This window comes from Methylobacterium aquaticum (genome assembly GCF_016804325.1).
GTDB classification, from domain to species: domain Bacteria; phylum Pseudomonadota; class Alphaproteobacteria; order Rhizobiales; family Beijerinckiaceae; genus Methylobacterium; species Methylobacterium aquaticum_C.
Window position 1 is genome coordinate 6,367,823 of record NZ_CP043627.1, and the last position, 19,842, is coordinate 6,387,664.

16 protein-coding genes and 1 pseudogene are annotated in these 19,842 nt (G+C 69.8%); 4 read left to right on the top strand and 13 right to left on the bottom strand.

Translation table 11 applies throughout. The annotated features are described in order from the left end of the window. Positions 1 to 155: 155 nt before the first annotated feature. On the top strand, positions 156 to 2,294 hold the full coding sequence (locus F1D61_RS29345) for a helicase-related protein (RefSeq protein ID WP_203155562.1): 2,139 nt from the start codon (positions 156 to 158) through the stop codon (positions 2,292 to 2,294). 403 nt (positions 2,295 to 2,697) lie between these two features. On the opposite strand, the gene F1D61_RS29350 is transcribed toward F1D61_RS29345, so the two are convergent. The 5 genes and pseudogenes from F1D61_RS29350 to F1D61_RS29370 all read right to left on the bottom strand — a co-directional run bounded on the left by F1D61_RS29350 (position 2,698) and on the right by F1D61_RS29370 (position 6,137). Beyond that, positions 2,698 to 3,150 carry a type II 3-dehydroquinate dehydratase gene (locus tag F1D61_RS29350; protein ID WP_203155563.1) on the bottom strand — a complete coding sequence of 151 codons (453 nt, stop codon included), beginning with the start codon at positions 3,148 to 3,150 and terminating at the stop codon, positions 2,698 to 2,700. Between the two features lie 33 nt (positions 3,151 to 3,183). Further along, complete coding sequence (locus F1D61_RS29355) at positions 3,184 to 3,906, bottom strand: amino acid ABC transporter ATP-binding protein (RefSeq protein WP_203159337.1); 723 nt, start codon at positions 3,904 to 3,906, stop codon at positions 3,184 to 3,186. A gap of 52 nt (positions 3,907 to 3,958) precedes the next feature. Beyond that, positions 3,959 to 4,791, bottom strand: a pseudogene (locus F1D61_RS29360) (transporter substrate-binding domain-containing protein). Positions 4,792 to 4,816: 25 nt separating this feature from the next. Continuing rightward, positions 4,817 to 5,458: an amino acid ABC transporter permease gene (locus F1D61_RS29365; RefSeq protein ID WP_203155564.1), complete on the bottom strand. Its 642-nt coding sequence runs from the start codon at positions 5,456 to 5,458 to the stop codon at positions 4,817 to 4,819. Between the two features lie 10 nt (positions 5,459 to 5,468). After that, entirely contained in the window at positions 5,469 to 6,137 is a 669-nt protein-coding gene (locus tag F1D61_RS29370) for an amino acid ABC transporter permease (RefSeq protein ID WP_203159338.1), read from the bottom strand. Between the two features lie 178 nt (positions 6,138 to 6,315). On the opposite strand from F1D61_RS29370, the gene F1D61_RS29375 reads away from it, so the two are divergent. Next, positions 6,316 to 7,092 (top strand): GntR family transcriptional regulator, encoded by a 777-nt coding sequence (locus F1D61_RS29375; protein WP_246775602.1) that lies wholly within the window; start codon positions 6,316 to 6,318, stop codon positions 7,090 to 7,092. 187 nt (positions 7,093 to 7,279) lie between these two features. On the opposite strand, the gene F1D61_RS29380 is transcribed toward F1D61_RS29375, so the two are convergent. Beyond that, positions 7,280 to 10,741: an indolepyruvate ferredoxin oxidoreductase family protein gene (locus F1D61_RS29380; protein WP_246775603.1), complete on the bottom strand. Its 3,462-nt coding sequence runs from the start codon at positions 10,739 to 10,741 to the stop codon at positions 7,280 to 7,282. A gap of 145 nt (positions 10,742 to 10,886) precedes the next feature. On the opposite strand from F1D61_RS29380, the gene F1D61_RS29385 reads away from it, so the two are divergent. Beyond that, entirely contained in the window at positions 10,887 to 11,345 is a 459-nt protein-coding gene (locus F1D61_RS29385) for an Lrp/AsnC family transcriptional regulator (RefSeq protein ID WP_203155565.1), read from the top strand. 521 nt (positions 11,346 to 11,866) lie between these two features. On the opposite strand, the gene F1D61_RS29390 is transcribed toward F1D61_RS29385, so the two are convergent. The 7 genes from F1D61_RS29390 to F1D61_RS29420 form a co-directional block, all read right to left on the bottom strand. Next, on the bottom strand, positions 11,867 to 12,622 hold the full coding sequence (locus F1D61_RS29390) for a Phenylacetic acid catabolic protein (protein ID WP_203155566.1): 756 nt from the start codon (positions 12,620 to 12,622) through the stop codon (positions 11,867 to 11,869). A gap of 33 nt (positions 12,623 to 12,655) precedes the next feature. Continuing rightward, complete coding sequence (paaE, locus tag F1D61_RS29395) at positions 12,656 to 13,732, bottom strand: 1,2-phenylacetyl-CoA epoxidase subunit PaaE (protein ID WP_203155567.1); 1,077 nt, start codon at positions 13,730 to 13,732, stop codon at positions 12,656 to 12,658. Between the two features lie 198 nt (positions 13,733 to 13,930). Next, positions 13,931 to 14,455, bottom strand: coding sequence for a 1,2-phenylacetyl-CoA epoxidase subunit PaaD (paaD, locus tag F1D61_RS29400; RefSeq protein ID WP_203155568.1), 525 nt, complete (start codon positions 14,453 to 14,455; stop codon positions 13,931 to 13,933). 6 nt (positions 14,456 to 14,461) lie between these two features. Next, the gene (paaC, locus tag F1D61_RS29405) at positions 14,462 to 15,319 is read right to left on the bottom strand and encodes a 1,2-phenylacetyl-CoA epoxidase subunit PaaC (protein WP_203155569.1); all 858 of its coding nucleotides are present in this window, start codon (positions 15,317 to 15,319) and stop codon (positions 14,462 to 14,464) included. Continuing rightward, positions 15,319 to 15,603, bottom strand: coding sequence for a 1,2-phenylacetyl-CoA epoxidase subunit PaaB (paaB, locus tag F1D61_RS29410; RefSeq protein WP_203155570.1), 285 nt, complete (start codon positions 15,601 to 15,603; stop codon positions 15,319 to 15,321). The genes paaC and paaB overlap by 1 nt, the downstream gene beginning before the upstream one ends. 238 nt (positions 15,604 to 15,841) lie before the next feature. Next, positions 15,842 to 16,843 (bottom strand): 1,2-phenylacetyl-CoA epoxidase subunit PaaA, encoded by a 1,002-nt coding sequence (paaA, locus tag F1D61_RS29415; protein WP_203155571.1) that lies wholly within the window; start codon positions 16,841 to 16,843, stop codon positions 15,842 to 15,844. Between the two features lie 201 nt (positions 16,844 to 17,044). Further along, the gene (locus F1D61_RS29420; protein ID WP_203155572.1) at positions 17,045 to 17,935 is read right to left on the bottom strand and encodes a PaaX family transcriptional regulator C-terminal domain-containing protein; all 891 of its coding nucleotides are present in this window, start codon (positions 17,933 to 17,935) and stop codon (positions 17,045 to 17,047) included. 399 nt (positions 17,936 to 18,334) lie between these two features. Here F1D61_RS29420 and F1D61_RS29425 point away from each other — a divergent pair, with 399 nt between their 5' ends. Continuing rightward, positions 18,335 to 19,801 carry an FAD-dependent monooxygenase gene (locus F1D61_RS29425; RefSeq protein WP_203155573.1) on the top strand — a complete coding sequence of 489 codons (1,467 nt, stop codon included), beginning with the start codon at positions 18,335 to 18,337 and terminating at the stop codon, positions 19,799 to 19,801. Positions 19,802 to 19,842 lie beyond the last annotated feature (41 nt).

The window sequence follows — 19,842 nt, forward strand, 5'->3', positions numbered from 1 at the left end:
GTCTTCCCGGACGTGATCGTCGGGGACGGGCACCGCGTCGGCCTCCGCGGCCACGATCGCGCGCCGGGTCGGTCGCGCCGTCGACGACAGGTCTCGCGATCCTGCCGGACCAGGTAAGAGTTCTCCCAGCGGCGCAGGATGAGAGGAGCCGATCAGTGGCACGCAAGCGGGTCCAACCCACGACCGAGATTCTGAGCGAGATCGTCGCGCGTCTCGGGCCGTCGCCCCGGGCCGTCGATCTCGACGCTTTGCGCGCTCACCTCGCCCTGCCGGAATTCGGAGGCGACGTCGACGAGGCCCGGGTCGCCCGCGCCCTGCGGGCGATGAAGGCCAACCGCGCCTTCGCGGAGACCGGCGTCGATGCGCTGCGGCGGGCGGTGCCGGCCCTCCGGGCCACGGTCTCGGGGGGTCAGGCCATCGCGTGGACCATCCGGGTCGCGATCCCGCTCCTCGATGACGGCCGCCTGGAGCTGAGGGTCGATGCGCCTGCGGACGCGGCCGCCATCGGCATCCTGCGGGGCATGGCGCACCGCAACGACCCGAAATGGCGGGTCGAGGAGCTGCGCGCGGCGGTGACCCAGCTCGCCACCCGGATCACCGGCGAGCTGCGCCGGCCCGTGGAGCGCCTTCGGGAGCAGATCCGGCTCGATCTGCGCGAGGTCGGGGCCGACGCGTCCGCCTACATCGCACAGCTCGACCGCTCGCTGCGCTCACGACCGTTTCCGTTCGACGCCGATCTCGGCTCCTCGCTGTTCCACACCCTCACCCCGGTGCGCAAACGCGCCAGGACGGTGGCGCGCCAGGATTCCCGTCTCCGGCGTCTCCAGGATCGCGTCGGATTCGGCGCGTACATCGAAAAATTCACCGCGGCGCGCCGGCTCAACCGGCGCATCCGGTTCCACATGGGCCCCACCAACTCGGGCAAGACCTACGCCGCCCTCACGGCGCTGACCGAGGCCGCGACCGGCACCTACCTCGCGCCCCTGCGGCTCCTGGCGCTGGAGAACTACGAGGCGCTGCAGGCGCGCGGCTTGCGCGCCGGCATGGTCACGGGCGAGGAGGTGCTCGGCGAGGACAGGCCGACCCACACCGCGCGCACGATCGAGACGGCGGACCTGACGCGCCCCGTCGACGTCGCGGTGATCGACGAGATCCAGATGCTCTCCGATCCGGATCGCGGCTGGGCCTGGACCAACGCGCTGTTCGGGGTGCCGGCCAAGACCGTCATCGTGTGCGGATCGGACGACGCCCTGGCCTATGTCCGGCGCGCCGCCGAGGCGGCGGGCGAGTCGCTGGAGGTCATTCCCTTCGAGCGCAAGACGCCGCTCGTCCTCATGGACGAGCCCGTCCCCCTGGAGAAGGTCGAGCCCGGCGACGCCGTCGTCGCCTTCTCGCGCCGTGCCGTCCACGAGAACCGCGAGGTCCTGGTCGCCGCCGGCCACAGCGTGGCGACGATCTACGGCGCCCTGTCGCCGGAGGTGCGACGGGCGGAGGCCGCCCGCTTCCGCTCCGGCGAGGCGAACGTGCTGGTGACCACCGACGCGATCGGCATGGGGCTGAATCTCGGTCCGCTGAAACGCATCGTGTTCTCGGCGGTGCGCAAGTTCGACGGCGTCCAGGAGCGGGCGCTGACCAACTCGGAGATTCGGCAGATCGCCGGCCGGGCCGGCCGCTTCGGCCATCAGGAGGTCGGCTACGTCGCCGCCGCGGACGAGACCGGCATCGCGCCCCTGCGGACCGCGCTCGGCGGCGCGCCGACGGCGCCGGCGGCCGATACGCGCTTCTTCGTCCGGCCCGACCTGATCGCGATCACCTCGGTCGCCGAGGAGATGCAGACCGAGAGCCTGCGCGAGGTGCTGGCGCATTTCGCCCGCGCGACCTTCTATGCCGGCTCGCCGTTCCAGCCCTCCGCCCTGGAGGAAATTCTCGAGGTCGCCCGGCTGGTCGACCGCGCCCGCTTGCCGATCCAGGAAAAGTTCGTCTTCTCCGTCTGCCCCGTGGACCGGCGCGACGAGATCGCGATGTCGGTGCTGGAACGGTGGACCCAGGCCCGCGCCGCGGGGGTGGGCGTGCCGGCGTTGCGCGCCAACCTGCGGGGAGAGCTCGATTATCAGGAGCGCACGGTCAAGCTCGCCAGCGCCTATCTGTGGCTGTCACGGCGGTTTCCCGAGACGTTCGACGACGACGAGGCGATTCGGGCGATGCGCGGCCAGGCCAACGACGCCATCGAGCAGCACCTGCGGGAGACCGCCACGCGCAAGGCCGAGCGGCGCACGCGACGATCGGCCCGGTGAGGAAAGCCGGTCACGACCCGGCGGCTCTACGGGAGGCGCCCGATCGCATCGTCGCGCTTCGCGCTCCGATCGATCACGCTCAGGCGTACGAGGCCTCCGGCTTCGCCGCGCGGGCCTGCCGATGCGGCCTCCGGACGGCTCGTCCGGCAGTCGCGTCAGAACCTGTTTGAGCAGAGCGATTTAAAAAACTGAGAAAAATCAGGAGATATCCTACCCTTCCACCTCATCCTGAGGTGTTAGTCGATTGCAGATCGACTGACCTCGAAGGAGGGCTCCAGAAGCCTCGGCGATCCCTGGAGCCCTCCTTCGAGGCTCACTTCGTTCGCACCTCAGGATGAGGTTAGAGGGTAGGATGATCCCGCCCGCCTCAAGTCTTGGGTAGAAGTCCTGCTCAAACAGGCTCTCAGGTCCTGCGCTCGTCGAGGAGCAGGCGCATCGCGTCGAGCGCGATTCCGTAGCCGCTCGGGCCGAGGCCGGCGACGACGGCCGTGGCGGCCCGCGAGACCAGCGAGCGGTGGTAGATCTCCTCGCGCCGGTGGATGTTCGAGATGTGCAGTTCGATCTTCGGACCCTCGAACATCTTGAGCGAATCGAGCAACGCGACCGAGGTGAAGCTGTAGCCGGCCGGGTTGATGATGATCCCGGCGGCGCGCTTGCGCGCCTCGTGCACGCTCTCGATGAGCACGCCCTCAATGTTGGTCTGGCGGAAGTCGATGGCGAGGCCCTGGGTCGCGGCCCGCGCGCGGCAGGCCGCCTCGATCTCGGCGAGCGTCGTGCTGCCGTAGATCGCCGGCTCGCGCTCGCCGAGCAGGTTGAGGTTCGGCCCGTTCAGGACGAAGACGATCGGCTCGCTCATGAGAACTCCCTCCCCCCGCAGAAACCCCGCGGGTCAGTGATGCGCCAGGATCTCGCCGAGGAAGGTGCGCGCCCGCGGATGCTGCGGGCTGCGGAAGAAGGCCTCGGGGGCGGCCTCCTCCAGGATCGCGCCGTCGGCCATGAAGATCACCCGGTCGGCGACCTGGCGGGCGAAGCCCATCTCGTGGGTGACGCACACCATCGTCATGCCGTCGCGGGCGAGCCCGATCATGGTGTCGAGCACCTCCTTGACCATCTCCGGGTCGAGGGCCGAGGTCGGCTCGTCGAACAGCATGACCTTGGGCTCCATGCAGAGCGCCCGGGCGATCGCGACGCGCTGCTGCTGGCCGCCCGAGAGCTGCGCCGGGTACTTGCCCGCCTGCTCGCCGATGCGGACCCGCTCCAGGTAGCGGCGCGCGATCGCCTCGGCCTCGGCCTTCTTCGTGCCTCGCACCCGCATCGGCGCCAGCGTGCAGTTCTCCAGCACCGTCATGTGCGGAAACAGGTTGAAGCTCTGGAACACCATGCCGACCTCGCGGCGCACCGCGTCGACGGCCCGGGCCGAATCGTCGAGGGCGATGCCGTCGACCACGATCCGCCCCGTCTGAATCGTCTCGAGGTGGTTGATGCAGCGGATCAGCGTCGACTTGCCCGAGCCCGAAGGCCCGCACAGGACGATCTTCTCGCCCCGGCGGACCTCCAGGTTCACCCCCTTGAGGGCGTGGAAGTCACCGTACCACTTGTCCACGCCGTGCATCGCGATGAGGGGGCTGTCCGCCTGGTTCGGTGACACCGGATTATTCTCCCTCTCAGCTCACGGTGAAGGGCACGCCCTCGATGCGCTCGGGCATCGGCGGCTGCTCGGCCTTCATCCACTTGTCGGTGATCTTCTTGAGTTCGCCGTTGGCCTTGATCGTATCGATGAAGGTGTTGATGAAGGCGTTCATCTCCTTCTCGCCGAGCCGCGTGCAGGCGCCGTTATAGATGTTCGTGAAGGTCAGCTTCTGCTCGAACACACCCGGCTTCGCCTCCTCGAGGCGGCGGATGTAGAAGATGTTGCCGCCGACCGCCTGCGCCTGGCCGGAGACCACGGCCTGGATCGCCGCGGCATCGCCGTCGAGCCGCAGGATGTTGGTGCCGGGGGGGCGTTGCGCGTCACCTCGGTGTCCTGGGCCGCGGCGCGGGGCACCGCGATGGTGATCTTGCCCATGTCGGCGTTCGACTTGATCGCGACGGTCTTGGGGGCGAGCAGCACGATCTGGTTGGCGACGTAGGGTTTCGAGAACTGCACAGCCTTGGCGCGGTCGGGGAACATCGCCATCGTGGCGAACAGCACGTCGCAGCGGCCGGAGGTCAGGGCCGGGATGCGGTTGGCCACTTCGAGCGGCATGAACTGGGCGGTCACGCCGAGTTCCTTGGCGAAGAGCTCGCCGATATCCGCGTCGATGCCCTCCTGCTTGCCGGTGCTGTTGACGAAGCCCCAGGGCGGGTTGTCGCCCTGGATGCCGATGATGACGCGGCCCCGCTTCTTGATCTGCTCGGGCGTGACGGCGAGCGCCCGGCCGGTCATCAGGGCGGGCAGGGCGAGTGCGGCGCCCGCTCCCGCGATGAGCGTGCGGCGGCTGACGGTGTGGCGTTGCATGATGTCCCCCCTTGGTTGTTTCGGGTCAGCGCGTCGGCGCGGCGAGGCGCCGCTCCATCCAGGAGCCGTAGAGCGACAGCGGCCAGCAGAGCGCGAAGTACATCGCCCCGACGATGCCGAAGACGAGCAGCGGCTTGAAGATCTGGTTCGAGACCATGTTGCCGGCCCGCGCCAGCTCGGTGAATCCGACGATCGAGGCGAGCGAGGTGCCCTTGATGAGCTGCACCAGGAAGCCGATCGTCGCCGGCAGCGAGACGCGCAGCGCCTGCGGCAGGATCACGTCCTTCATCCGCGACACGTAGCCGAGGCTCAGCGCCCGGGCCGCCTCCGTCTGCCCGCGCGGCACGGCCTCGATCCCGCCGCGCCAGATGTCGCCGAGAAAGGCGCTGGCATGCAGCGTGAACCCCACCGCGACCGCCTCCCAGGGCGCGAGATCGAGCCCGACGAGGGCGAGGCCGAAATAGACCACGAAGAGCTGCATCAGGAGCGGCGTGCCCTGGAACACGCTGACATAGGCCGCCGTCACGCGCTCCAGCACCGGTTGTCCCGAGGTGCGGGCGAGCGCGACGGCGAGGCCCACCGCGCCGCCGCCGAGGAATCCGATCGCCGAGAGCGCGATCGTCCACTTCATGCCCTCGAGCAGGAACAGGAATTCGGGCCAGCCCATCGTCGTGCCCCTACTTGACCGGGTAGCTGAAGTACCGACGCGAGACGAGCCCGAAGGCGCGCATCATCAGCCAGGACATCAGGAAATACAGGACCGTGATCGTGCCGTAGACCTCGAAGCTGCGAAACGACTCGTTCTCGATCAGCTTGGCGACGGAGGTCAGCTCGTAGGCCGCGATCGCCGAGGCGATGCTGGTGGTCAGCGTCAGCATGACGAACTGCCCGGTCAGCGAGGGATAGACGGCCCGGAGCGCCGGGCGCAGGACGACGAAGCGAAACACGTCGCGCTTGTGCAGCCCGAGGGCGAAGCCGGCCTCGATCTGGCCCTTGTGGATTGACTGCACGCCGCCGCGGATGATCTCGATCGCGTAGGCGCCGCCGTTCAGGCCGAGGGCGATGATGGCGGTGGGCGTCGGCGCCAGCCGGATGCCGACCAGCGGCAGGGCGAAGAACACGAAGTAGATCTGGACGAGGAACGGCGTGTTGCGGATCAGCTCGACGAAGGCGATCACGGCCCAGCGCAGCGGGCGGACGGGCGACTCGCGCAGCACGACGCCGGCGATACCGATCACGAGGGCGATCGCCATCCCGGCGACCGCGAGGAACAGCGTGCCGGCACACCCTCTCAGGAGGTCGGGCAGGCCAGCGACGACCGGCCCGAAATCGAGCGTGTAGTTCACGTGGCGCGTCCCCCGTGCGGCGCGCCCGATGAGCGTCGCCGCTGTCCGGAGCATCCTGGCCGATCGCGGCCGGTGCTCTCATGATCCGATGATTACGAGATCACCCAACGACAGACAATCCCTCTTACGTTGCATCGTGCGTTCGACGATGCCAAACAGGCCTCATCGAAGAGGTCCCATGGGTGCTCCCTCCGAAGCGGCCGCCACCATGCCGGGCGGCGAGACGGTCGGCGACGTCGCGTATGCGCGGATCCGTGCCGACATCCTGTTCGGCCAGCGCGCACCGGGCGAGCGGCTGCGCCTCGACGAGGCGAGCCGGCGCTACGGCGTCAGCGTCGGCACGATGCGCGAACTCCTGAACCGCCTCGTCTCCGAAGGGCTCGTCGTCGCCGAGGCGCAACGCGGATTCGAGGTCGCGCCGGCATCCGCCGCCGAGTTCCGGGAGATCGCGGCCCTGCGCCAGCTCCTCGAAGGACACGCGCTCGCCCTCTCCTTCGCGGCGGGCGACCTCGACTGGGAGGCGCGGGTCGTGGCGGCGCACCACAAGCTCGCGGTCACCGAGCAGCGCATGCTCGCGGCGGCCGATGCCGACCCGACCCTGGTGCGGCACTGCGACCGCGCCTTCCATCAGGCGCTGGCTTCGGCCTGCGGCTCGCGCGTCCTGATCGAGACCCTCGGCTCGATCCACGACCGCTACCTGCGCTACCTGTCGCTCGCGGCGATCGTTCGCGGCGAGCGCTCGATCCAGGAGCATGCCGACCTGCTCGCCTGCGCGCTGGCCCGCGACGCCGCGGGGGCGACCGGGATCCTGAAGGTCCATATCGACGGCTGCCTCGACCACGCCCTGGCCGGCGGGCCGCCGGCCTGGGCGTCCGGTCCTGCCGTGCCCGACCACGGGCCTTCGGCACGCGTCGCCGCCCGCACGACATCCACCCGGACGACGCGACGCCGCTGAGCGCCCCGGAGGACGTCGTCGATCCGGTCCCGACGCGGTCGGGACGGTGGTCCAGGGCGCCCGGTACGGGACCGGCCGGGTCGCGGCGCCCGGTGCGGCGTCGGCGAGATCCTCGATTCCGGGTGAGGCGAGGCCGCCCGATCTCGCGCCCCGGCCGGCGAGGCGACGGCGGCGGCCGGGGGAGGGCTCAGGCGGCCATGCTCCGGTCCGCCGCCGGATGTCCGAGGGCGTGCAGAGCCGCCTCGACGCGGGCCCTGACCTCGTGGACCGCCTTGTCCTTCACCGGCCCGAAGCCGCGGATCTCCATCGCCGCCGAGGCGATCGGCACGAGGGGGCCAGCGCCCGTCCGCGGCAGCTGCGCGAGCAGGCGGGCGACGACATCCTCGTACCACCGGATCAGGTCGCGCTCCTGGCGCCGCTCGGCCGTGTAGCCGAACGGATCGAACGCGGTTCCCCGGAGCCGCTTGAGCCGGGCGAGCGCCCGGAACGGTACCCGGATCCAGGGGCCGAACCGCCGCTTGCGCGGGCGGCCGCGATGATCCGTGCCGGTGGGCAGGAGCGGCGGCGCGAGGTGGTGATGCACCGTGTAATCGCCCTCGAATTCCTCGGCCAGGCGCTCGAGGAACCCGGTCTCGGTGTGCAGCCGCGCGACCTCGTACTCGTCCTTGTAGGACATCAGCTTGAACAGCGAGCGGGCGACCGCCTCGCTCAAGGCGGTCGAGCCGGACGGCGCCTCGGCGGCGCGGACCCTATCGACCACGGCGCGGTAGCGCCCGGCATAGGCCGCGTCCTGGTAGGCGGTGAGGAAGTCGGCGCGGCGGGCGACGACCCCGTCGATCGTCTCCGGCGCCACCGCCCCGTCGCCCGGGACGGCCAGCGCCGCGGGCTCCGCGCCTGCGAGGCGGCCGATGGCGAAGGCGGCCTTGTTGCGCTCGATCTCGACCTTGTTCAGCTCGATCGCCCGCATCAGGGCCTCATGCGTCACCGGCACGAGCCCCCGCTGCCAGGCCATGCCCAGCATGATCATGTTGGCGTAGACCGCATCGCCGCAATGGGTCTCGGCCATCCGGTTGGCGTCGAGGGTGCCCAGGTTGTCCCGGCCGACCACCCGCCCGATCGCGGCGAGCCGCGCCTCGACGGACAGGCTCGCATCGCGCAGGCGGACGATGTCGCCGGTCGGCATCTCGGCGGTGTTGACCACCGCCCGGGTCCCCGGCCTGTAGGTGGTCGAGGCTTTCGCCGAGGAGGACACCACGAGATCGCAGCCGATCAGCGCGTCGGCGGCGCCCGCATCGGTGCGCACCTGCTGCAGGGCGGCCGGATGCGAGGCGAGGCGCAGGTAGCTCAGCACCGGCCCGAACTTCTGGGCGAATCCGGTGAAGTCCAGGACGCTCGCGCCCTTGCCCTCGAGATGGGCGGCCATGGCCACGACCTGCCCGACCGTGACGACGCCGGTCCCGCCGACGCCGGTGATCAGGATGTCGAACGGGGCGGAGAGTTCCGGCAGCGCCGGCAGCGGCAGGGCGTTGCCCCGCGCGGCGAGCGCCGCGCCGCCGCCCTCGCGCCGGCGGCGGGTCGCGCCCTCCACGGTGACGAAGCTCGGGCAGAACCCGTTCAGGCAGGAGAAGTCCTTGTTGCAGTTCGACAGGTTGATCTTGCGCTTGCGCCCGAACACCGTCTCCTTCGGCTCGACGCTGAGGCAGTTCGATTCGACCGAGCAGTCGCCGCAACCCTCGCAGACCAGCTCGTTGATGAAGGCGAAGCGCTTGGGATCTTCGAGCGTCCCGCGCTTGCGCCGCCGCCGTTTCTCCGTCGCGCAGGTCTGCTCGTAGATGAGGATCGTGACGCCGGCGATCTCCCGCAGCTCGCGCTGGACCGCGTCGAGGTCCCGGCGGTGGTGGATCGTCGTGCCGCCGGGAAAGTCGGAGGCCCGGAACTTCTCCGGCGCGTCCGAGACCAGCGCGATGCGCGCCACGCCCTCGGCCCGCACCGCCTGCGCGATGGCCTGGACGCTCACCGGACCGTCGACCGGCTGCCCGCCCGTCATCGCCACGGCGTCGTTGTAGAGAATCTTGTAGGTGATGTTCGCCTTTGCGGCGATCGCCTGGCGGATCGCGAGCGAGCCGGAATGGTAGTAGGTCCCCTCCCCCAGGTTCTGGAAGACGTGGCCCTGGCCCGTGAACAGCGACGAGGCGGCCCAGTTCACCCCTTCCCCGCCCATCTGGATCAGGGACGAGGTCTCCCGGTCCATCCAGCTCGCCATGAAGTGGCAGCCGATGCCGGCGAGCGCCTTGGAGCCCTCGGGCACCTTGGTCGAGCTGTTATGGGGGCAGCCCGAGCAGAAATAGGGGGTGCGCGTCGCGCCCGGCACCTGGATCAGACGGTCCGCGTCCGGCAGGAGGGCGGCGGCGCGGGCCGGAAGGTCGAGTTCGGGATGGAAGGCGTGCAGCCGCCGGGCGACGAGGAGCGCGATCAGGCGCGGCGACAGTTCCCCGGTCCAGGGCACCAGGTTTGCGCCGGCCTCGTCGGTCTTGCCGACCATGACCTCGGGCTTGGAGCCCGGGACGTCGTAGAAGTATTCCTTCAGCTGACTCTCGATGATGCCGCGCTTCTCCTCGACGACCAGGATCTCGCGCTTGCCGGCGATGAAGGCCAGCGCGTCCCGGCGGGCGAGCGGCCAGACCATGCCGACCTTGTAGATGTCGATGCCGTGCCGGCGGCAGGCGGCCTCGTCGAGCCCGAGCAGCCGCAGGGCCTCCATCAGGTCGAGATGGGCCTTGCCGGTGGTGATGAGGCCGAAGCGCGCCTCCGGCACGTCGTAGATCCGGCGATCGATCGGGTTGGCATCGGCGAAGGCCAGGACGGCGCGTTTCTTGGCCGCCATCCGCTCCTCGATCTGCGGCCCCGGCAGGTCGGGCCAGCGATAATGCAGGCCGCCGGGCGGGGGCACGAAGTCGGGCGCCTGGAACGCACGGTCGCCGGGCAGCTCGACCGAGGCTCCCGATTCGACGGTCTCCGAGATCGCCTTGAACCCGACCCACATCCCTGAGAACCGGGACAGGGCGTAGCCGTACTCGCCGAAGGCCAGGTACTCGCCGACCGAGGCCGGGTTCAGGACCGGCATGAAGAAGCTCATGAACGCCACGTCGGACTGGTGCGGCATGGACGACGACACGCAGCCGTGATCGTCGCCGGCCACCACCAGCACCCCGCCATGCGGCGAGGCGCCGTAGGCGTTGCCGTGCTTGAGGGCGTCGCCGGCGCGGTCGACGCCCGGGCCCTTGCCGTACCACAGCCCGAACACCCCCTGGACTGTCCTGTCCGGGTTGCCCTCGACCTGCTGGGAGCCGAGCACGGCGGTGGCGCCGAGATCCTCGTTCACCGCCGGGAGGAAGCGGATACCGAGCGGGTCGAGGTGCTTCTGCGCCCGCCACATCTCCAGGTCGACGCTGCCGAGCGGCGAGCCGCGATAGCCTGAGACGAAGCCGCCGGTGCAGAGGCCCGCCTCCCGGTCGCGCCGCGCCTGGTCGAGGAGGATGCGGATGATCGCCTGGGTGCCGGTCAGGAAGACCCGGCCTGACGGGCGGGTATAGCGGTCGTCGAGCGCGTAGGGCTGCAGGCCGAACCGCTTCGGATCCTCGTGTCTCACGGGCGCCCCCTCGTCGTTCGTCGTTCCTGTTCCAGACTATCGGGGCCGGTTGAATTGTCTTGCCGATTTTTGCCGGTGTCTTACCACGGATCGGCATGGCATTCCGCTCTGACTGGTTTTCTGGAATGCCGACCCGGTTTTCGCGATGAGACTGACCGAAAAGGATCGCCGGCTGCTGCGCCTGCTGCAGACGGATTCGCGGATGTCGACGCAGGAGCTCGCGGATGGGTCGGGCATGTCGACCTCGGCGTGCTGGCGCCGGATCAAGGCGTTCGAGGAGGAGGGCCTGATCTCAGGGTTCGTCGCCCTGATCGAGCCGGTCCGGGCCGGCCTGTCCTTCAGCGCGGTCGTGCAGGTGATGCTCAAGCGGCACGAGCGGGACGACGTCGATAGCTTCATCGAGGCGGTGTCGCGCCGGCCGGAAGTGCTCGAATTCCTCGCCACCACCGGCGAGGCCGATTATCACCTTCGTGTGCTGTGCGAGGACAAGGACGCTTATAATAGTTTTCTGGAGGATTTTCTGTTTCGGCTTCCCGCCGTGGCGCATGTCCGGACCAATCTGGTCTTGCGGGAGATCAAATGTACGACGAAGATTCCGATTTAAGCGGTTTTCGATAGCGTCAGCGCAACTGAAACCCTCCTCGTCATCCCGGGCTCTCGCCTTCGGCGAGCCCCAGGATGACATCGAGGGTTTCAGTTCGGTCGAAGAACTCGGAGCGTTTTCGATCTCATCGAAAGTATCGACACCCTCCTCGTCATTCCGGGGCCGCGAAAGCGGAGCCCGGAATCCAGAACCGCTGATGGTTCAGAATCAAGCGAAAAGCGTTCCGCCTCGTTCTACACCACCTGATTGTCTGGATTCCGGGCTCCGCTCCGCGGCCCCGGAATGACGAGGAGGGTATCGATACTGCAGAGAAAGTAGAACGGGCCCTCGGGAATGCATACGGCCGGAAGCATCGACGCCCGAAAACCCCACCGATCTCAGAGCCTGCTTGAGCGGAGTGATTTGCAAAAACTGAGACGCATGACGGGATATCCTGTCCTTCCACCTCAGGATGAGATCAGAGGATAGGATGATCCCAATTGCCTCAAGTCCTGGGTAGAAAATCCTGCTCAAACAGGCTCTCAACCCAGCCCGAATCCCTCCAACCGAGCCTCCATCTCCGTCGCCCAAACCGCCAGAAGCTCCTGGTTCGTGCGGTGGCGCAGGCCGAAGCGCTGGAGGGTGTCGAACCGGGTCGAATCCTCGCGGCCGAAGCTCGCGGCGACGCGCGGCCGCCAGAAGGCGACGCTCCGCCGCGCCGCCTCGCATCCCTCCGCGGTGGCGACGATGCGGGCGAGGCCCTCTTCGCCGAGTTCGGCGTGACGGGCCTCGCGCGGGGCGATCTCGCGAAACACGTCCGCCAGCGGCGCGTAGGACACGCGCGAGAATTCCTGCAGCTGGATACCGACGGCCCGGCCCATGAGCACGTTCATGACCACGGCGTCGATCCAGCCCCGGAGCGGGTAGTGGAACACCGAGAGCCGCATGTCCGAGCCGCGCCGCGCCGCACCCAGATCGGCGTCCCGGTCGAGGCGGGCGGCCCAGGGGTGGTGGACGGCGTAGCGGGCGGTGTCGGCCCCGAAGGTGCCCATCAGGTCGAGCACCCGCCCGGCGTGGTCGGTCTTCTCGAGCACGATCCGCGAGGCCGCGATCCGCGCCTTGAGGCTGGGGGCGTCGTTGATCACGTCGGCGAACCCGGCCGAGCCGGCCAGCTCGCTGTCGACGAAGGTCGCCATCAGCCGCAGGAGCTCGCCGCGATAGCGCGGCGGGACGTTGGACGGGTTGGTCAGGACGCCGCCCTGACGGAGGTAATCCTCGATCGCCATCGTGTCCGACATCGTCCCCTCCCCGCGTCCTGCGGCCGGCCCTGCTCAGTGATCGTAGCTGACGACCAGCCTGTCCGTCGTCGGGTAGCATTGGCAGGTCAGGACGTAGCCCTGGCGCACCTCGTAATCCTCCAGCGCGTGGTTGGTGATCATCTCGGCCTCGCCCTCCAGCACCTTGGCGCGGCAGGTCGAGCAGACGCCGGCCTTGCAGGCGTAGGGCGCGTCCAGGTTGTGGGCGAGCGCCGCGTCGAGCAGGCTCTCGCCCTGCTTCTGCATCCGGAAGGTGCGCGTCGCGCCGTCCAACGTCACCGTCGCCTCGCAGGTCGCGTCCGCGGCCGAGGCCGCCGTCGCGGCGGCGCGCGCCTTGGCCCGGCCCGGCTGGCCCGAGGCGAAGAGCTCGAACTTGATCTGCGCGTCCGACAGGCCGTGCTCGCGCAAGGCGGCCGCGATGCCGAGCATCATCGGCTCCGGCCCGCAGATGAAGGCGGTGTCGACGGACTTGACGTCGACCCAGAGCCGGAACAACTCGGCGCATTTGTCGGCGTCGATGCGCCCGGTGAACAGATCGATCTCCTGCGTCTCGCTCTCCAGCACGTGGACGATCGACAGCCGGCCGAGATGGGCGTTCTTGAGGTCGTCCAGTTCCTCGCGGAACATGATCGAGGAGATCTGGCGGTTGGCGTAGATCAGCGTGAAGCGCGAGCGCGGCTCGCGGGCGAGCACCGTCTTGAGGATCGACAAAAGGGGCGTGATGCCGCTGCCGCCGGCAAATCCCAGATAGTGCCTGGCGGCCTCCGGCTCGATCGGGGTGTGGAACGCCCCCATCGGCGGCATCGCCTCCAGCACGTCGCCGGCTTTGAGCTCCTGGTTGGCCCAGGTCGAGAACGCGCCGCCATCGACGCGCTTGATGCCGACCCGCAACGCCCCCTCGTCCCGGCCGGCGCAGATCGAGTACGAGCGGCGCAGCTCGACGCCGTCGAAGGCGCGGCGGAAGGTCAGGTACTGCCCTTGCGTGAAGGCGAAGGCCCCGGCATCGCCGTCGCGGGGCTTCAGGGTGAGGACGACCGCGTCCCGGGTTTCGCGCCGGACCTCGGCGACGTCGAGGGGATAGAAGCGTGCCATGACTGCAGGCAGTCCCAGGTTAGCGCAATCCCCGACTCCGTCGTCGGAGAGTGCAATCGAACGAAGACCGGAAACGGCGCCCGACCGCGCGCCGTCCTAGAGCACTTCACGATCGCGTTGCAATCGCGAAGCTCTCCAGGTTTTTGATTTTGCCGCATTTTCTGCGACGAACCGGTATCCACTTCGTCGGAAAATGCTCTAGATGCACTTGAAGTAGTCGAACGGCTCGAGGCAGTCCGTGCAGCGCCAGCTCGCCTTGCAGGGGGTCGAGCCGAACTGGCTGACCCGCTCGGTCCGGTTCGAGCCGCAGCGCGGGCAGGCGACGGTGAGGTTCGACGCCCCGGTCAGGCGGCCGATCCGCCCGAGCAGCCGGCCATCCGCCGCAGTCCCGTCGATCGGCGGGGCGATGCCGTAGGCCCGCAGCGTGTCGCGGGCAGCCTCCCCGATCCAGTCGCTGGTCCAGGGCGGCGTCAGCGAGCGCACGATGCGCAGGCGCTCGATCCCGCGGGCGCGCAACGCCTCCTCGATCGCCAGGTTGATGACGGCCGTCGCCGGGCACCCCGAATAGGTCGGCGTCACCGTGACCACCAGGGTGTCGCCGTCCCAGGCGAGATCGCGGACGATGCCGAGATCGACCACCGAGATCACCGGGATCTCGGGGTCGGGCACTGCGGCGAGCCAGCCGCGGATCTCGTCGAGGGCCGGCAGGGCGTGAGCCTCCATGGCGCCCTACCAGGTCGCGCCGGGATAGGCGCGCTGCAGGAACTGCATCTCGGCCAGCATCCGCCCGAGATGCTCGGTATGGATGCCCCGGCGTCCGCCCTTCTGGGCGAACGGGCTCGCCGGCACCGCCAGCGTGGCCTCGTCGAGGACCGGCCGCACCGTGGCGTCGAAGGCCGACCGCAGGCTCGCCGGATCGGGCGCGATGCCGGCTTCCGCCAGGACCGCATCGGTCGCGTCGCTCAGGAAGAACTCGCCGGCATAGGGCCAGAGCAGGTCGAGGGCGGCCTGCATCCGGCGGTGGCTCTCCGCGGTGCCGTCGCCGAGCCGCACGACGAGGTCGGCCGACCTCTCGAGGTGGTAATGGGCCTCCTTGATCGCCTTGACGGCGATCTCGGCCACGCGGGGCTCCGACGATGCGGCGAGCGCCCGCAGCATCGCGACGTGCCAGGCATCGAACAGGAACTGGCGCATGATCGTCTGGCCGAAATCGCCGTTCGGCAACTCGACCAGGAGGACGTTGCGGAACTCCCAGACGTCGCGCAGGAAGGCGAGGTCGTCGGCGCTACGCCCCCTCCCCTCGACCTCGCCGGCGAGCCCGAGCCAGAACTGGGTCTGGCCGATCAGGTCGAGGGCGATGTTGGCGACCCCGATATCCTCCTCCAGCACCGGGCCGTGGCCGCACCATTCCGACAGGCGGTGGCCGAGCACCAGGGTGGTGTCGCCCATCCGGGTCAGGAACTCGAACAGGGCGGCGCGGGCCGGCGCGAGGGCGGCCTCGTGGGGCGCCTCGGGCGCCGGATGGGACGCGGCCGCGGCGGCCAGCGCGGCGGCGTCCGGCGTCATCACGTCGGGCAGGGACGGCATCACATATGCCCCACTTCGTCCGGGATGTCGTAGAAGGTCGGGTGCCGGTAGACCTTGCTGTTGGCCGGCTCGAACAGCGGGCCCTTGTCGCTCGGGCTCGACGCCACGATGTCGCTCGACCGCACCGCCCAGATGCTCACGCCTTCGTTGCGGCGGGTATAGACGTCGCGGGCGTTCTTGATCGCCAGACCTGCGTCGGGCGCGTGCAGGCTCCCGACGTGACGGTGGTTCAGGCCGTGCTGGCCGCGGATGAAGATCTCCCATAACGGCCATTCGCTGGACATTCTCGATCCTCCCGCTGGGGTTTTGGTCTTGAGGTCAGGCGCCCTCCCCTCTCCCGTGTGGGAGAGGGGCCGGGGGTGAGGGTGACACGCTTCAGTGTGAAGCGTTGAGCGTGGTGCGGGCAGCTCGATGGTCCGAGGTCACTGCGGAAGCGTGTCACCCTCACCCCTACCCCTCTCCCACACGGGAGAGGGGATCCCGCGCTTTATTGGTTTCCGAACAGAACACGCGAAGATCGTATCACTCCGCCGCGACGGCCATGGCGGAGCGCCGCGCCGCCTTGTCGGCATGGGCCTTCAGCCCGTCGCGGAACCAGGCGCCGTCCTCCCAGGCCTTGACCCGGGCGCCCAGCCGCTCGCGGTTGCACGGCCCGTTGCCGGCGATGACCTCATAGAACTCGTTCCAGTCCGGCTCCGAGAAGTCGTAGCCGCCCTTCTCGTCGTTCCAGCGCAGATTCTCGTCCGGCACCGTCAGGCCGAGATGCTCGGCCTGCGGCACGGTCTGGTCGACGAACTTCTGGCGCAGCTCGTCGTTGGTGTTCATCTTGATCTTCCAGGCCATCGACTGGACGGAGTGGACCGAATCCTTGTCGGAGGGGCCGAACATCATCAGCGCCGGGTACCAGAACCGGTTGAGGGCATCCTGCGCCATGTGCTTCTGCGCCGGCGTGCCCCGCGCCATCGTCCGCATGAGGTCGTAGCCCTGGCGCTGGTGGAAGCTCTCCTCCTTGCAGATCCGGATCATCGCCCGGCTGTAGGGTCCGTAGGAGGTCCGTTGCAGCGGCACCTGGTTCATGATCGCCGCGCCGTCGACCAGCCAGCCGACCGCGCCCATGTCGGCCCAGGTCAGGGTCGGATAGTTGAAGATCGACGAATACTTCATCTTGCCGGCGTGGAGCAGCTCCATCAGCTCGTCGCGGCTGACCCCGAGCGTCTCGGCGGCGCAGTAGAGGTAGAGCCCGTGGCCGGCCTCGTCCTGGACCTTGGCGAGCAGGATCGCCTTGCGCTCCAGGGTGGGCGCGCGGGTGATCCAGTTGCCCTCCGGCAATTGCCCGACGATCTCCGAATGGGCGTGCTGGCCGATCTGCCGGATCAGGGTCTTGCGGTAGCCCTCGGGCATCCACTCCTTCGGCTCGATCTTCTCGCCCCGGTCGATCCGCTCCTGGAACGCGCGCTCCTCGGCCGACATCTCGTCGCGCCCGCGGACATGGGTGCTGTCCGTCTTCACCAGCTGCGCATACATGCGACACCCTCCCGTCAGGACGCAGGAACCGAACCCGGGCACCGCCGCCCGTCCCGGAGGCGGGCAGCAGCCACGGCGGACGATCCGGAGCGTTGGCCCGATGATCTACCATCGAAAGCATCACACCGCAACGCCGATTTGCCGATTTGATGTGATGTCTCGATCGGGCGCCGACGGCGCCCGGGCAAGCTCGGAGGGCGGTCAGGCGTCGTCGCGAATCCGGGCGAGGGATTCCGTCCGGCCGATCGTCTCCGCCGTCCGGGCCGGCAGCACATCGTCGCCGGCCAGGAGGTGGTGTCCGACATGGCGGTCGGCGGCGGGGGAGAGACGCAGGTAGAGATCGGCGAACAGCCGGCGGGCGCGGTGCCCGCTCCAGTCCGGCGGCAGGGTCGCGGCGGGCAGGCGCGCATCCCGGAGCGCCGCGTGACGATAGGCGTGGACGAGCAGCAGCCGGAGCTGCAGCGCCTCCTCGTCCGTCGGCCGGGTTCCGCCGTCGAGGGCATCCGCGACGCCGGCAAAGGCCGCGAGGAACGTGTCGTAGGCCGCCGCGACGGCGGCGAGGTCCCAGTGCGCGGCGACGAGGTCGCGCAGCCTCGGGCCCGCCGCCGTGCCGGCCTCGAAGACCACGAGGGCGGGATCCTCCGGCCGGTGGCGGGCCGGTCCGAGCAGCCATTGCGGCCCGAGCCGGACGAACCCCGCCCGCTCCAGCGCCGGCCCGGCCTCGCCGGCCTGGTCGGGCCCGAGCCAGACGAAGAGCCAGCCGGGCTCGGCTTGCGGCGCGAACAGGATCCGGGCGGCGGACAGGAACTCGCGCCGCGCCGCCTCGGTGAGCCGGTAGAAGCTGCGCCGGCCCTGGCGCTCGCCGGTAAGCTGCCCGGCCGCGACGAGCCGGGACACCGCGGTCCGCACCAGCGTCTCGCTGATCCCGACCCTCCGGCAGGTCTCGACGATGTTGCCCATCCAGAGACGGCCGCCGCGCGGCTCGACCACGTCCCCGTAGAGGGTGACGATGAACCCGCCGGAGCGCAGCGGCAGCGTCTCGACGAGGCGCGCGATCAGGGCTTCTCCCGAGACCTCTCCCGCGTCGCTCACACAAGGGCCCCCGTCCCGGGCGCGGCGCAGAAGCCGACCGTCATCCCCGCCTCGCCCGTTCCGCGACCGAAACGGAACGGGCGCAGCGACTTACGTCGAAAGCACCGGCGGCACAACCGGCGGGGCACCGGCGTGGTATGCCGGCCCCCCGGCGCTTCGTTCAGGACTTGGCGGTCGGGATCAGGCGAGACGGCAGGACGACCCGTCTTTCGAAGTGACCTACAAAACAATCCTCTCGTTCGCCCTCCGAACCCGCATGCCGTTCTTGCGGAATACCTGCCTTACAGGCGGCCGATGAAGTATCGTCCGCAGCAACGAACTCGAACACGACCCCGGGGACCATCGGGGCCGCGCTGCCGACCCGGCCCGTGATCGGTCGAGACCGAGGAGAGGAGCCCCATGACGGACGGTCTCATCGTCGGCGCCGGGCCCGTGGGCCTGACCCTGGCGGCCGAACTGGCACGCTACGGCATCGGGGTGCGCCTGATCGACCGGGCGCCCCACGCCACCGAGACCTCGAAGGCCCTGGTGGTCTGGTCGCGCACGCTCGAGCTGATGGATCGCATGGGCTGCACCGGGGCCTTCCTGGCGGCCGGCCTGCGCGCGCGCGGCGCCTCGATCCGCAGCGGCGAAACACTCCTCGGCTCTCCGCGCTTCGAGGGTATCGCGAGTGCCTACGACTTCGCCCTGATGATCCCGCAGCGGGACACCGAGCGCCTGCTCGCGGCGCATCTGCGATCCTTCGGCGTCGCGGTCGAGCGACAGGTGGAACTGGTCGGCTTCGACCCGAGGGAGGACGGCGTCGAGGCGCGCCTGCGCCACGCCGACGGTCGCGAGGAGCGGGTGAGGACGCCGTGGCTGATCGGCTGCGACGGGGCCCACAGCGCGGTGCGGCACGGGCTCGGCCTGGCGTTCGCGGGGGCGGCGCAGGGCGACGACTGGCTGCTCGCCGATATGCGCCTCGACGGGCCGGGGGCGCCGCCGCCGGACGAGATCGCAACCTACCTGCACCGCGACGGCCCCTTCGTGGTCTTCCCGATCCCGGGCGGGCGCGCCCGGATCGTCGCCACCCTGGGCAAGACGGATGCGACGCATCCGCGCCCCGATCCCACCCTCGCCGACGTGCAAGCCCTCATCGACCGGCGGGCCGGCGGCGGCTTTCGCGCCTCCGATCCGGTCTGGCTGACGCAGTTCCGCATCAACGAGCGCAAGGTGGCCGAGTACCGGCACGGACGCGTCTTCCTCGCCGGCGACGCGGCGCACATCCACAGCCCCGCCGGCGGCCAGGGCATGAATACCGGCATGCAGGACGCGGTGAACCTCGCCTGGAAGCTGGCAATGGTGGAACGCGGCGAGGCCGCCCCCACCCTGCTCGACAGCTACAGCCCCGAGCGCAGCGCGGTCGGCGACCTCGTGCTGCGCAATGCCGGGCGCCTCACCGACATGGCGACGCTGTCGCACCCGGCGGCGCAAGCCGCGCGCAACCTCGCGCTCCGCTTCCTGCTCGGGCTCCACGCCGTCCGCGACCGGATGGCGACGACGATGAGCGAGATCGCGATCGCCTATGCCGGCTCGCCCCTGTCGGCCGGGCCCGGCTCCGGGGCGCGGTGGAAGCCGGACGACGATGCGGGACCACCCCCGGGTGCCGGGGACGCGCCGCGTTTCGTGCTCTACGCCGCCGACCCGGAACGCGGCGCCGCGCTGGCGGCGCGCTACCCCGGCCTGCTGGAACCGGCCCCGCGCGTCCCACCCGACGCGTCCCGCCTCTTCATCGTCCGGCCCGACGGCTATCTCGGCCTGTCGGCGGGGGGCGCCGCCTGGGACGAGGCGGAGCGGTACCTGCGGGCGCTCGCGACGGCGGCGTGACGCCTGCCGGCCATGGCCCCTCCCACCCGCCTCGGGATGAA

Excerpts from the sequence above, each read along its gene's own strand:
- F1D61_RS29350 (WP_203155563.1), bottom strand. The coding sequence starts at position 3,150 with ATGAGCGAGCCGATCGTCTTCGTCCTGAACGGGCCGAACCTCAACCTG.
- F1D61_RS29355 (WP_203159337.1), bottom strand. The coding sequence starts at position 3,906 with ATGCACGGCGTGGACAAGTGGTACGGTGACTTCCACGCCCTCAAGGGG.
- F1D61_RS29365 (WP_203155564.1), bottom strand. The coding sequence starts at position 5,458 with ATGGGCTGGCCCGAATTCCTGTTCCTGCTCGAGGGCATGAAGTGGACG.
- F1D61_RS29375 (WP_246775602.1), top strand. The coding sequence starts at position 6,316 with ATGGGTGCTCCCTCCGAAGCGGCCGCCACCATGCCGGGCGGCGAGACG.
- F1D61_RS29385 (WP_203155565.1), top strand. The coding sequence starts at position 10,887 with ATGAGACTGACCGAAAAGGATCGCCGGCTGCTGCGCCTGCTGCAGACG.
- F1D61_RS29390 (WP_203155566.1), bottom strand. The coding sequence starts at position 12,622 with ATGTCGGACACGATGGCGATCGAGGATTACCTCCGTCAGGGCGGCGTC.
- paaE (WP_203155567.1), bottom strand. The coding sequence starts at position 13,732 with ATGGCACGCTTCTATCCCCTCGACGTCGCCGAGGTCCGGCGCGAAACC.
- paaD (WP_203155568.1), bottom strand. The coding sequence starts at position 14,455 with ATGGAGGCTCACGCCCTGCCGGCCCTCGACGAGATCCGCGGCTGGCTC.
- paaC (WP_203155569.1), bottom strand. The coding sequence starts at position 15,319 with ATGCCGTCCCTGCCCGACGTGATGACGCCGGACGCCGCCGCGCTGGCC.
- paaB (WP_203155570.1), bottom strand. The coding sequence starts at position 15,603 with ATGTCCAGCGAATGGCCGTTATGGGAGATCTTCATCCGCGGCCAGCAC.
- paaA (WP_203155571.1), bottom strand. The coding sequence starts at position 16,843 with ATGTATGCGCAGCTGGTGAAGACGGACAGCACCCATGTCCGCGGGCGC.
- F1D61_RS29425 (WP_203155573.1), top strand. The coding sequence starts at position 18,335 with ATGACGGACGGTCTCATCGTCGGCGCCGGGCCCGTGGGCCTGACCCTG.